The sequence below is a fragment of the Endozoicomonas sp. ALB032 genome (assembly GCF_049310125.1).
GTDB lineage: Bacteria > Pseudomonadota > Gammaproteobacteria > Pseudomonadales > Endozoicomonadaceae > Endozoicomonas_A.
This window is the reverse complement of record NZ_JBLYNW010000001.1, coordinates 3,897,501-3,910,549: the sequence shown is the minus strand read 5'-3', so window position 1 is coordinate 3,910,549 and position 13,049 is coordinate 3,897,501. Positions and strand designations below refer to the sequence as shown.

The following is a 13,049-nucleotide window of genomic DNA, read 5'->3' as shown; positions in this document are numbered from 1 at the left end:
TTATTTATGGAATTATCAGAGAAAATTCTAATAACTGGCTGTGAAGGGCTAGTCGGTTCGACAATCTCTACATTATTGTTGAACAAACAATATCAAAACCTTTTCCCAGTTGGGAGAGGACATTGTGACTTAGTAAACTCGTTAGACACTATCGAATTATTTAAGTCCTATAAGCCTGATTATGTTTTTCATTGTGCAGCAAAAGTCTATGGCATCATGGGCAATATGTGTAACAAAGCCAAATCCTTTTATGAAAACATTATGATCAACACTAATGTAATCCAGGGAGCACATTTGGCTGGTACTAAAAAAATAACCGTTATGGGAACAGGATGCGTCTATCCTTACCCGTCCCCTTCCTTACCATTGAAGGAAGATATAATTTTTAATGGTCGCCCGCACGAAAGTGAAGACAGTTATGCCCAAGCCAAGCGGGCAATGCTTGCAATGTGTGAATCTTATCAAGAGAGTTACGACTTGGATTGGGCATACGTAGTTTCTTGCAATTTATTTGGCCCTAATGACAAGTTTGATGCAGAGTTTGGTCATGTTGTACCTGCGCTAATCAAAAAGTTCTACGATGCAAAAGTACAAGGTAAATGCGCCGAGGTTTGGGGTGATGGCTCAGCAGAGCGTGACTTTCTGTATGTTAAGGATGCAGCAAAAGCAGCTATTGACATTATGCAAAATCTAACAGGCCCGGTTAATATTGGCAGTGGTTCTGTGTATTCAATAAAACAAATTGTTGAACACATTGCTGATATTGCAAACATGCAGAATTCGTATCAATGGGACAAAAATAAACCCAATGGTCAGGATTATAGGAGCTATGATTTGTCAAAAATGGAAAGTGTAGGATTTAAGCCAGAATGGAGTCTGAGAAAAGGCCTGGAAGAAACATGGAACTGGTATTGCGAAAATCAGGACCGAGCAAGGAAATCTTAAATATCATGGAATTATAAACTTCCTAAACCCGCTTTTTTTTTTACTGCTGACATAAGTAATAGTCCGTTCTTCTATTATCAATCTATCACGATTGGTATCTTCGTAGTGGTAATGTCGATATGACCAAATTAGTAAGATCGAGAGCACCGTTAAGATTAGGTATAGCCGGTGGAGGAACAGATGTAAGCCCTTATGCAGATGTCCATACCGGTTATATTCTTAATGCCACCATTGAACGTTATGCCTACTGCACCATTGAAGAAATAGAAGATAGTAAAGTCAATTTCGTTGCAACAGATCGAAGCATTGATATATCAATACCGCGAGACTTCTTTCCATTCTGTATGGATGGAACTCTGGATTTGCATAAAGCGGTATATAATCGCACCATCGGTGAATTTAATAACAACCGCCCTATTAATGTAAAAATTACTACCTACTGCGATGCTCCTGTTGGTTCCGGACTTGGTGCTTCATCAACTTTGGTAGTCGCCATGATCAAGTGTTTTGATGAATATTTTGGCATTGGACTTGATGACTATCAAATCGCCCATCTGGCTTTTTCTATAGAGCGAGGCGACTGTAATTTACATGGCGGTCGACAGGATCAATACTCTGCTACCTTTGGTGGTTTCAATTTTATGGAGTTTTATGCAGACAACAGAGTGTTGGTAAATCCATTACGGATCAAAGAATGGATTGTATGCGAACTTGAAGCATCACTAATCCTCTATTATACCGGCAAGTCCAGATTAAGCGGATCGATTATTGATCAACAGGTTGAGAAGATTCAAAGTGGTGAAACAAAATCCATTGAAGCCATGCACAGCATCAAAGAATCTGCGTTGACCATGAAGGAAGCCTTACTTAAAGGTGATTTCAATCAGTTTGTAGACCATTTAAATTTAAGCTGGGAAAGTAAGAAACAAACGGCTCAGTCAATATCCAACCCAATGATTGATTCCGTATTTCAATCAGCCATGGAAGCTGGGGCTCTCGGTGGAAAGATTTCTGGTGCAGGAGGTGGAGGATTTATAATGTTCTTTGTAAAACCTGAACGAAAAAATGCAGTCATTCAAGTGTTAAAGGAAAATGGCGGCTGGACCAGTAACTGCCAGTTTTGTTATGAAGGCTCACAATGCTGGACGATTAATCAATGAGTATCAATTACATTACACATAGCCTGGCTCAACATTACTCCCTGATTGCTCAAATGCAGGATGATGAAACGCTTATCAATTCGCTTAATATGGCAGTTGCTAAAGTCATTCATTGTTTTGAGAATAATCAAAAAGTAATGTTTGCAGGCAATGGTGGCAGCGCTGCTGATGCACAACATATGTCTGCTGAATTTGTATCACGCTTTATGTTTAACCGCCCGGGCCTACCTTCAATCGCGCTGACCACGGATACGTCTGCGTTAACCGCTATTGGTAATGATTATGGGTTTGATGTTATTTTCTCACGTCAAATTGAAGCCGTTGGTAGCTCAGGTGATGTGTTCATTGCCTATTCAACCTCTGGAACATCACCCAATATCCTACAAGCACTTGATGTTGCCCGTACTCGTGATATTAGCTGCATTGGCCTTACGGGTGCCAAGCCAGAAAGTATGGCAATGGTTGAACGATGTGATATTACTTTGCGAGTCCCTCATGATTTAACACCTCGTATTCAGGAGGGACATTTGCTATTAGGACATATTTTATGTGGTGCAGTGGAAGATACGCTGTTCAATAAAGAGTAATCATTATGATTTCTGAAGCAATTATACTCGCTGGGGGCTTAGGTACACGTTTACGATCGGAGATTGGGGATATTCCAAAACCAATGGCTCTGATTTCCGGCAAGCCCTTTCTTGAAATTTTGATCCATAAATTAGAGTCTGGTGGAATAAAGCACATTATCTTGTCATTAGGTTATAAGGCTCAGTCCATCATTGAGCACTTTCAAAACAAACAATTGACCTCTTCACTCTCTTTCGTTGTTGAAGATAAACTATTAGGTACTGGCGGCGCCATTAAGCTGGCTACTAAAAAAATGTCGACAGATTTTGCATTGGTGATGAACGGTGACACTTATCTGGATATAGATATTAATGCCGCTTCTCTATTCTTTGATAAATACAAATCACCGGTTATTTTTGGTTATGATATTGATGATACACACCGTTATGCCCGTATAGAGTCTGAAGGCACTCTGATAACAAAAATTGCTGAGAAATCTGGTACTGGCCCCGGTACTATCAGCGCTGGTGTTTATATACTACCCAAAAAAGCACTGGACCGTTTCCCTTCGGGTAAAGCATTTTCTATTGAGTATGATTACTTTGAATCTTTAACCAGAGAAGATAATTTTCGACTGTTCCATTCACAACAATATTTTATTGACATTGGCACACCAGAGACTTACAAGTTGGCACAAGTTGAACTGAGGAATCAGCTCCCGGAACTGTTTAAAACTTGAATTGCATTTTTTGATGATAGAGTTTATGAAAGTACTTCATTTTTTTAAAACCTATTATCCTGATAGTTATGGCGGCATTGAAAATCTTATTTTTCAGCTGGCAAGTAACGGTGATAAGCAGGGTATTCAATCAGAGGTATTGTCATTAAGCTCAAATGGGGGTGCACGAAATGAAAGAATTGATAACCATCTGGCACATCGCTCTAAGCTTGATTTTTATCTGGCGTCGACGGGTTTTTCATATTCTGTGTTCAACGACTTCAGAGAATTGGCTGATAACGCAGATATAATACACTATCATTTTCCCTGGCCATTCATGGATGTTGTTCACTTTTTCAACAGGATAAAAAAACCTACCGTAGTCACTTACCATTCAGACATTGTTAAACAAAAATATCTATATTATCTCTATAAACCGTTGATGTATTTATTTCTGAAGAGTGTAGATCGGGTTGTCGCTACCTCTTCAAATTATTTAAAAACCAGCTGTGTGCTAAAAAATATAAAAAAGAAAGTTGACGTTATTCCACTTGGCATAAATGATCATGCTTCCGCCCCTGCTCCACCCCTCCTAAAACTTAAGTGGCAACAAACTATCCCCTCACCTTTTTTCCTTTTTATTGGCTCCTTTCGCTATTACAAAGGCCTCCATATTCTTTTGGAATCCATGAAAGGTGTTGATTTACCGGTTGTGCTTGTTGGCATCGGTAAGCTTGAGAAGGAACTCAAGAGGCAAGCACACAGGCTAGATCTGCGGAACATTTATTTTTTAGGAGCATTGTCTGATGAAGATAAATGTGCACTGTTAGAATTATGTTTAGGTGTTGTGTTTCCATCCCATCTTAGGTCAGAGGCTTTTGGCATCACTCTGGTTGAAGGTGCAATGTATGGCAAGCCACTGATCTCAAGCGAAATCGGCACAGGCACTACATATATCAATATTGACAATGAGACAGGTCTTGTCGTACCACCCTCCAATTCCACCGCCTTAAAAGCGGCAATGCTCACTCTCTGGAATAACCCTCAGTTAGCTACCCACCTCGGCACTAATGCCAGAGCCCGTTATGAACAGTTTTTTACCGTTGATAAAATGGTGAGGGGTTATGCCGAACTGTACAAAAGTGTATTGGCTCGATAGCAAGATAGGCCTACAAATAGCTACGACTGCAAACTTGTTCGTCAAACGTTTGTTTTTTTGCTTTACCTGTTTTTTTTCTAATCATAGTAGCCCTTTGTTCAAAGGCCGACCGACAGGGCAGACCTCTGATTTGCTATGCAACGCTTAGCTGGGCAGTCTGGACAGGATGAGCTTTAAGGATTCTTTGATTTCCACATTGTCGGCTTTCAGTGCAGCAATCTCTTTGCCTTGCTGATCAAAACGTTTGTCTACCTGATCAAAACGTTTGTCTACCTGTTCAAAACGTTTATCTACCTCTTCAAAACGTTTATCTACCTCTTCAAAACGTTTGTCTACCTGCTCGAAACATTCGTCTATCTGAGCGAACCCTTGATGCATTTCAGCACGGGTTTTACTGGCGTAGCTGACAATCCCCGTCAGGGTGTCTCGGATATGGTCAAGCTCTGTTTCGGTCGTTTGTTTAGCGTTTAAACTCATGCTGTGCTCCTGAAAAGTGAATGAGAGGGACAGCATAGCAGACAAAACAAATCAGTGAGCTGGAAATATGAATAAAAAAATTAGAACTGGATTTAGCCATATAACACCATAGTAATATGGTACCCACGATTTTTGACAACAGTTAAAAGTAGAGGTTTAAACTAACCTTTATTTAAAAATTTAAATCGTGACTATTTTAATCACTGGTGCCACTGGTTTTATAGGAAAATCACTGGTCAACAAACTCAAAACTATGACTCTACCCTACCGTTGTTGTATCAGAGATCGAACAGCATTTTCTGATTTATCCCCTGAGAAAAATATAGTCACTGTTGGAAATATTGATGGTAAAACTGACTGGCGCTTGCCATTACGCAATATCAAGATTGTCATCCATCTTGCCGCTCGTGCGCATATTACGGTTGTTTCCTCCAGCGATCCGCTCAATGAATACAAGAAGATAAATACTGACGGTACATTGAACCTCGCTCGACAAGCTGCCAAAGCGGGCGTTCAACGTTTTATTTTTATTAGCACCATAAAAGTCAACGGTGAAACCACATCCGGTTTACCTGCTTTTAACGCGACGTCAAAGCTCGCTCCACAAGACCCTTATGCCATTTCAAAATGTGAGGCTGAAATTGGCTTAAAGCGTATTATTAATGAGACAGGTATGGATCTGGTCATTATCCGTTCGCCTCTGGTTTATGGCCCTGGTGTCAAGGCCAATTTTTTCAGCCTGATGAAGCTCGCTGATAGCTCTTTGCCTTTACCTTTTGGCGCTATAAACAACAGCCGAAGTATGCTGTACGTTGGCAATCTGGCTGATTTTATCGTCAGATGCATTGACCATCCGGCAGCAGCAAACCAAACATTTCTGATTTCAGATAATAACGATCTCTCGTTAGCTATGCTCGTGAGGCTATTACGAACTTCACTCGGACGATCTGTTCATTTATTGCCGATTCCTTCCTGTATGCTCCGTGCTGTTGCAATTCTTGTTGGTAAACGAGAGCTGACAAGCAAGCTGATTGGTGATTTACAGGTTGATCCCGCAAAAGCAATCCATCTTTTAGACTGGGGACCCCCTTATTCTGTCGAACAGGGTATTCAGGCCACCGTTGCGGCCTACTCCCAAGGTAAAGATAAAGAATAAAGTGTACCGTTTTTTCGATTGCCTGCTGGCTTCAATAGGTTTGATTCTTGGATCACCTCTGCTTCTGGTGATTTATATTATGGGTCTTTTCGATACTGGCTCTCCTTTGTTCAGCCAAGAGCGAGTTGGGCGCTATAAAAAGCCGTTTGTTCTTTTGAAGTTCCGTACCATGCAAGTAGGTACTTTCTCTGTTCCCAGTCATCTTGTCTGCTCGTCATCCATTACACCGCTGGGTCGTTTCCTACGCAAAACCAAGCTGGATGAACTACCACAGCTCTGGAATGTTCTGCTCGGCGATATGAGTCTGGTAGGACCAAGACCAAATCTTTTTAATCAGGAAGAACTGATTGAAGCTCGTGAACAACTAGGGGTTTATGATGTGCGGCCAGGCGTTACCGGGCTTGCACAAGTCAGCCAGATTGATACGTCTACCCCTGAACTTCTTGCCAGAACAGACAGCCAAATGATCCAGACCTTAACGAGGCTGTCGCAAAACTCTGGTTCCCGCCTTCACCCCCGTCATTCCGAACTTCACCCCCGTCATTCCCAACTTCATTCTCGTCATTCCCGATTTCATTCTCGTCATTCCCGCGAAGGCGGGAATCCACACTGACTCACCACCAGAACCATACTGCCCGGTGCTCCCCTGGCCTTGTCATCCCCGAGAAGGCAGAGATCCACCGTTGGCGCTGGATTCCCGCCTTCGCGGGAATGACGAACTCAGAGCATAGGAACGAGCTGTTGGAGTTTTGCGACACCCTCAGAGCGTGGGAACGAGTTGTTAGAGTTTTGCGACGCCCTCCTTCGCGGGAATGACCACCTCAGAGCATGGGAACGAGCTGTTGGAGTTTTGCGACACCCTCTAACCCTCTGGGATTATTTTAAATATATTTTGATGACTGCAACGGGAAGAGGTCAGGGAGATAGAGTGCGCTTTGCAGGGAAAAGTCATGAAAACCCCTGAAATTATTTATCTCTAGATTATATTTTTTTCTTTTCAATGCGTCCATGCTCTTATAACTACACATCAGGATAAGACCCCAGCATGAATGCTCACAATTTGATTTCACAACTCCCTATTATCAGTGACCCACGCTAAGCCACAAGCTCACAGACACCCTTTTTCTGACCATCTGTGCTGACATTGTCGGCGCAGAAGACTGGGACCATCGGCACAAAGCGGTTCCAGAAGTATTTTATTGACTGGATGCTGGCGGTCAAAGGCACTCAAGCTTAAAAAAGGCCTTCGATCATCACTTCTCTTTGGAGAAGCTAAACCAATGGCAGAGTGACACATCGAGAATAGGCTTCACTGGTAACTCGATGTTGCGATGAGAGAAGACGAGTGTCGCATCCGAAGAAATGACGGAGAAGAAATTCTAGCAGGCTTTAGACATATTGCAGTCAATCTACTGAACAACACGAAAACCTTCAAAGCAGGTCTGAAGAGAAAACAAAAGAAAGCAGCTATGAGTACACGCTATCTGGCTGAAGTTCCTGCTGGGCAGGCTCTTTCATGATTTTGCCGTGAACTGACACCGAAACCAGTGCGGGAGTGCTCTGGACATACTGATTGATCCAGATCAGGGCATGACCCTGTTTGATATTGGAGCCATTCGCCACAAGCTAAAGCAACTAACCGGTGTAAAAGTTGACATCCTGACCCCTGGCTCACTTTCAGACTCAATCAGAGAAGAAATACTTACCAAGGCAGAGCGTATATGAAATGGAAAAATGTGCTAACGCTCGTAGAATACTTTTCTCATCTTTAATTGACCAACTGAACGAATAATCTATATATATCGGCCTAGAGTGTTCTTCGTGTTTTTACTCGACGTTTTTAATGCATGGTGAAAGATGCAGGAATTGTCCCGAAATAATATCGACATTGTGAATTCGGTATCCGTTCATCCTGAGCTTATCTAAGGGTGACTGGCACAATATATAAAACTGGATTAACGCACTTCGGCAGACTCTGGCTGAGCGTAGTTTTGATATTCAGAAATGTGAAAATTACTTTGTGAGAATTTTCTGATCTCAGGTTGTTGGACTGAACCTGGCTTTCCTGTTGTACACACCTTAAGGTAAGACTATATTAGTATTACCTTAAGGTGGAGATAGAAAACCATGAGAGCATCCACAAAAGGACAAGTTACCATCCCTCGGGAAGTAAGAGAGGCACTCGGGATTTTGCCGGGTAGTGAAATAGAATTTATTGAGGAAAATGGCAGATTCTATCTGGAAAAAAGAGATCAACCAAAAACAAAGAAAAAATTCGCCCGGTTCAGGGGAATCGCATCAGCCCAAATGAGCACTGAAGAAATTATGGGACTTACGAGAGGCGAGCCGTGAATAGCATTCTGGTCGATTCCTGTGTTCTTCTCGACTTGTTGACTAACGATAAAAATTGGGCTGATTGGTCAGAGAAAATTCTCGAGCAATACAGTCAAAGTAATAGCTTGTTCATAAACTCAATAGTATACACAGAGATATCCATTGGTTTTAAAACAATAGAAGAAGTCGATGAAACATTGACTGAAATGGGTATCAAAGTTTTGGAAATCCCTCGAGAAGCATTGTTCTTGGCAGGTAAAGTTTATCTTCAATATAGAAAGAACAAAGGCAAAAAACATCACCATTGCCTGACTTCTTTATTGGAGTCCATGCGTTGATCTCAAATTTTCAACTAATAACGCGGGATAATGGTAAGTTCTCAAGCTATTTTCCCAGCCTGAAACTGATAACTCCCGGTAATAATTAATAAGCTTATCTTAGGAAAAAGTCCTGCAAGCACCCGAAACCATTGGGCTCAATGCCATGGAAAAATCATGAAAACTGCTGAAATCATTGACCTGTAGCTTACATTTGCTTTCTTTTTAATACGGCTATGGTCTTATATCTACACATCAGGATAAAGCCTCAGCATGAATGCTCACGACTTGATTTCACAACTCTCTATTATCAGTGACCCTCACCAAGCTTGGAAAGTTGGCCATAATCTAAATAATCGTCCTTACTCATGATTCGATCCTGAATGAGAAAATAAACATTATATTGCAAGACAATAGCTCATATCGTCTACAGATTTAAATGCAGACAAGCTGATTGGTGATTTACAGGGTCGATCCTGCAAAGGCAATCCACCTTTTAGGCTGGCAACCGCCCTATCCTGTCGAACAGGGTATTCGGGCTACCGTTTTGGCCTATTCTCCAGGTAAAAAATGAAGTGTATCGTTTCCTCGATTGCCTGCTGGCTCTACTCGGTCTAATTCTCAGCTCGCCTTTACTTCTGGTAATTTATATTATGGGTCTTCTTGATACCGGCTCTCCCCTGTTCAGCCAGGAACGGGTTGGCCGTTATAAAAAGCCGTTTGTGCTTGTGAAGTTCCGTACCATGCAAGTGGATACTTTCTCTGTTGCCAGTCATCTTGTCCCTTCCTCATCCATTACGCCACTGGGTCGATTCCTGCGTAAAACCAAGCTGGATGAACTGCCACAGCTATGGAATGTTCTGGTTGGCGATATGAGTCTGGTAGGTCCACGGCCTAATCTTTTTAATCAGCAAGAGTTGATTGAAGCCCGTGAACAACTCGGGGTGTATAATGTGTTGCCTGGCCTTACCGGACTTGCGCAAGTCAGACAGATTGATATGTCCACCCCTGAACTGCTTGCCAGAACAGACAGCCAGATGATCCGATCCTTAACTCTTCGGGATTATTTTAAATATATTTTGATGACTGCGACGGGGAAAGGTCAGGGAGACCGGGTGCGATGAGTAGTAATAACAAAAACCCCGGTCAATCTCTCAACCGGGGTTCTGCTTTATTCAATGCCTGGCGATGACCTACTCTCACATGGGGAAACCCCACACTACCATCGGCGATGCGTCGTTTCACTACCGAGTTCGGGATGGGATCGGGTGGTTCCAACACTCTATGGTCACCAGGCAAAACTGGTCGAGCCGTTGGCTCTCGAGCTGGAAGCTTTAAGCTGAAGGCTTGAAGCTGTTTCTCGAAAACCAAGGCTCTGGAATCCAAATCTCTTTTAAGCTGTGTCGTCTATTCTTGCTCAACACTCTCGTTCACTGTGTACGGCTTCAAGCTTCAAGCTTCCAGCTTTTGCTGGCAGCTTCGCTGCGCAAATCGCTTTGGCGTTATATGGTCAAGCCTCTCGAGTCATTAGTACGGGTTAGCTCAACGCCTCACAACGCTTACACACCCCGCCTATCAACGTCATAGTCTTTAACGTCTCTTATGGGCCTTGCGGCCAGGGAAGTCTCATCTTGAAGGGGGCTTCCCGCTTAGATGCTTTCAGCGGTTATCCCGTCCGAACTTAGCTACCGGGCAATGCGTCTGGCGACACAACCCGAACACCAGTGGTTCGTCCACTCCGGTCCTCTCGTACTAGGAGCAGCTCTCCTCAAACTTCCAACGTCCACGGCAGATAGGGACCGAACTGTCTCACGACGTTCTAAACCCAGCTCGCGTACCACTTTAAATGGCGAACAGCCATACCCTTGGGACCGACTTCAGCCCCAGGATGTGATGAGCCGACATCGAGGTGCCAAACACCGCCGTCGATGTGAACTCTTGGGCGGTATCAGCCTGTTATCCCCGGAGTACCTTTTATCCGTTGAGCGATGGCCCTTCCATTCAGAACCACCGGATCACTATGACCTACTTTCGTACCTGCTCGAGATGTACCTCTCGCAGTCAAGCTGGCTTGTACCATTACACTAACCGCACGATGTCCGACCGTGCTTAGCCAACCTTCGTGCTCCTCCGTTACTCTTTGGGAGGAGACCGCCCCAGTCAAACTACCCACCACACAATGTCCCCGATCCTGCTAAAGGACCTGGGTTAGAACCTCAATATTGCCAGGGTGGTATTTCAAGGTTGGCTCCATGCAGACTGGCGTCCACACTTCAAAGCCTCCCACCTATCCTACACAAGCAACATCAAGATCCACTGTGAAGCTGTAGTAAAGGTTCACGGGGTCTTTCCGTCTAGCCGCGGATACACTGCATCTTAACAGCGATTTCAATTTCACTGAGTCCTGGGTGGAGACAGCGTGGCCATCGTTACGCCATTCGTGCAGGTCGGAACTTACCCGACAAGGAATTTCGCTACCTTAGGACCGTTATAGTTACGGCCGCCGTTTACCGGGGCTTCGATCAACCGCTTCTCTTGCGATAACAGCATCAATTAACCTTCCGGCACCGGGCAGGCGTCACACCGTATACGTCCACTTACGTGTTAGCACAGTGCTGTGTTTTTAATAAACAGTCGCAGCCACCTGGTATCTTCGACCAGCCTCAGCTTACGGGGCAAGCCCGATCACCAAAGCCGGCGCACCTTCTCCCGAAGTTACGGTGCCATTTTGCCTAGTTCCTTCACCCAGGTTCTCTCAAGCGCCTTGGTATTCTCTACCTGACCACCTGTGTCGGTTTCGGGTACGGTCCCTTTTGACCTGATGCTTAGAAGGTTTTCCTGGAAGCCTGGCATCAACCACTTCCCCACCTTGGTGGGTTCGTCATCAGTTCTCGGCTTTGTGAACCCGGATTTGCCTGAGTCCACAGCCTACGACCTTAAACAGGGACAACCATCGCCCTGCTGGCCTAGCCTTCTCCGTCACTCCATCGCAGTCAAAAGGGGTACAGGAATATTAACCTGTTTCCCATCGATTACGTCTTTCGACCTCACCTTAGGGGCCGACTCACCCTGCGCCGATTAGCGTTGCGCAGGAACCCTTGGTCTTCCGGCGAGGGAGCCTCTCACTCCCTTTATCGTTACTCATGTCAGCATTCGCACTTCTGATACCTCCAGCCCACCTTCCGGTGAACCTTCAACGGCTTACAGAACGCTCCTCTACCGGTTCAGTTGTCAGTTTGCAGTTGTCGGTTGTCAGTTTGAACTGAGTTATTTAAAACTCTTGTGCAAACTAACCAACATCTTACTGACTTGATTGTATTCGGTTTTGAGGTCTTGCCATTGCTGATCGTCAATGTAATTGAGATCAAGGCAGTACCTTAACCAAACTCTCATTTCGTCAGATGATCCGATAGCCATCAATATGAACCTTCGAAACTCTGCTTTTGAGATGATCAGTTTCCCATGTCCTTCAGCAATATTTGCACAGATTCCTTTACTGGCTCTGCGCATCTGATCAGCAAGTTCATGCATTTGTTCAATTCTCGGAAATTCCAGCGAGAGCTTGTGAACTTTCAAAGAAAGCTTATAGGCCCGTTGAAATACTTCTAAATCTTCAAATCGCTGCATACTTACTTCTCATACTGCCAACTGACAACTGTAAACTGACAACTGAACCCCGTAGCTTCGGTGAATAGTTTGAGCCCCGTTACATCTTCCGCGCGAGCCGACTCGACCAGTGAGCTATTACGCTTTCTTTAAAGGGTGGCTGCTTCTAAGCCAACCTCCTGGCTGTCTGGGCCTTCTCACATCGTTTCCCACTTAACTATTACTTTGGGACCTTAGCTGACGGTCTGGGTTGTTTCCCTTTCCACGACGGACGTTAGCACCCGCCGTGTGTCTCCCGTGATTGCACTCATCGGTATTCGGAGTTTGCATGGGGTTGGTAAGCCGGGATGGCCCCCTAGCCCAAACAGTGCTCTACCCCCGATGGTGAGACACGAGGCGCTACCTAAATAGCTTTCGAGGAGAACCAGCTATCTCCGGGCTTGATTAGCCTTTCACTCCTATCCACAAGTCATCCCCTGGCTTTTCAACGACAGTGGGTTCGGTCCTCCAATCAGTGTTACCTGATCTTCAACCTGCTCATGGATAGATCGCCCGGTTTCGGGTCTATTCACTGCGACTGGACGCCCTGTTAAGACTCGCTTTCGCTACG

General features: G+C 44.3%; 11 protein-coding genes, 2 rRNA genes and 1 pseudogene (1 of these 14 only partly in view). 11 read left to right on the top strand and 3 right to left on the bottom strand.

Features of this window, described 5'->3' with window-relative positions; all coding sequences use genetic code 11:
* Nucleotides 1-6: 6 nt before the first annotated feature.
* The 5 genes from ACO6VG_RS14885 to ACO6VG_RS14865 all read left to right on the top strand — a co-directional run bounded on the left by ACO6VG_RS14885 (nt 7) and on the right by ACO6VG_RS14865 (nt 4,549).
* Entirely contained in the window at nt 7-945 is a 939-nt protein-coding gene (locus tag ACO6VG_RS14885; RefSeq protein ID WP_422474479.1) for an NAD-dependent epimerase/dehydratase family protein, read from the top strand.
* Between the two features lie 119 nt (nt 946-1,064).
* Nucleotides 1,065-2,105 carry a GHMP kinase gene (locus ACO6VG_RS14880; protein ID WP_422137490.1) on the top strand — a complete coding sequence of 347 codons (1,041 nt, stop codon included), beginning with the start codon at nt 1,065-1,067 and terminating at the stop codon, nt 2,103-2,105.
* On the top strand, nt 2,102-2,692 hold the full coding sequence (locus ACO6VG_RS14875; protein WP_422137489.1) for a D-sedoheptulose-7-phosphate isomerase: 591 nt from the start codon (nt 2,102-2,104) through the stop codon (nt 2,690-2,692). Before ACO6VG_RS14880 ends, ACO6VG_RS14875 begins: the two co-directional genes overlap by 4 nt.
* Before the next feature lie 5 nt (nt 2,693-2,697).
* Nucleotides 2,698-3,411 carry a sugar phosphate nucleotidyltransferase gene (locus tag ACO6VG_RS14870; protein ID WP_422137488.1) on the top strand — a complete coding sequence of 238 codons (714 nt, stop codon included), beginning with the start codon at nt 2,698-2,700 and terminating at the stop codon, nt 3,409-3,411.
* 25 nt (nt 3,412-3,436) lie between these two features.
* Nucleotides 3,437-4,549: a glycosyltransferase family 4 protein gene (locus ACO6VG_RS14865; RefSeq protein WP_422474477.1), complete on the top strand. Its 1,113-nt coding sequence runs from the start codon at nt 3,437-3,439 to the stop codon at nt 4,547-4,549.
* Between the two features lie 144 nt (nt 4,550-4,693).
* Here the strand turns inward: ACO6VG_RS14865 and ACO6VG_RS14860 are convergent, their stop codons facing one another.
* Complete coding sequence (locus tag ACO6VG_RS14860; protein ID WP_422474475.1) at nt 4,694-5,026, bottom strand: hypothetical protein; 333 nt, start codon at nt 5,024-5,026, stop codon at nt 4,694-4,696.
* Between the two features lie 187 nt (nt 5,027-5,213).
* Here ACO6VG_RS14860 and ACO6VG_RS14855 point away from each other — a divergent pair, with 187 nt between their 5' ends.
* The 6 genes and pseudogenes from ACO6VG_RS14855 (at nt 5,214) to ACO6VG_RS14830 (ending at nt 9,957) form a co-directional block, all read left to right on the top strand.
* Nucleotides 5,214-6,182, top strand: a complete 969-nt coding sequence (locus tag ACO6VG_RS14855) for a UDP-glucose 4-epimerase family protein (RefSeq protein ID WP_422474473.1) — start codon at nt 5,214-5,216, stop codon at nt 6,180-6,182.
* 1 nt (nt 6,183) lies between these two features.
* Nucleotides 6,184-6,795 (top strand): sugar transferase, encoded by a 612-nt coding sequence (locus ACO6VG_RS14850; protein WP_422474471.1) that lies wholly within the window; start codon nt 6,184-6,186, stop codon nt 6,793-6,795.
* Between the two features lie 679 nt (nt 6,796-7,474).
* Nucleotides 7,475-7,702: pseudogene (locus ACO6VG_RS14845) on the top strand (transposase); the annotation flags it as partial.
* A gap of 607 nt (nt 7,703-8,309) precedes the next feature.
* Nucleotides 8,310-8,534, top strand: a complete 225-nt coding sequence (locus ACO6VG_RS14840; RefSeq protein ID WP_317142558.1) for an AbrB/MazE/SpoVT family DNA-binding domain-containing protein — start codon at nt 8,310-8,312, stop codon at nt 8,532-8,534.
* Complete coding sequence (locus ACO6VG_RS14835) at nt 8,531-8,854, top strand: type II toxin-antitoxin system VapC family toxin (protein ID WP_422474468.1); 324 nt, start codon at nt 8,531-8,533, stop codon at nt 8,852-8,854. Before ACO6VG_RS14840 ends, ACO6VG_RS14835 begins: the two co-directional genes overlap by 4 nt.
* Before the next feature lie 554 nt (nt 8,855-9,408).
* Complete coding sequence (locus tag ACO6VG_RS14830; protein ID WP_422133013.1) at nt 9,409-9,957, top strand: sugar transferase; 549 nt, start codon at nt 9,409-9,411, stop codon at nt 9,955-9,957.
* Between the two features lie 56 nt (nt 9,958-10,013).
* Here the strand turns inward: ACO6VG_RS14830 and rrf are convergent.
* Together rrf and ACO6VG_RS14820 are read right to left on the bottom strand one after the other, a co-directional pair.
* Nucleotides 10,014-10,129 (bottom strand): 5S ribosomal RNA (rrf, locus tag ACO6VG_RS14825).
* A gap of 210 nt (nt 10,130-10,339) precedes the next feature.
* Nucleotides 10,340-13,049 (bottom strand): 23S ribosomal RNA (locus ACO6VG_RS14820) (it continues 772 nt past the right edge of the window).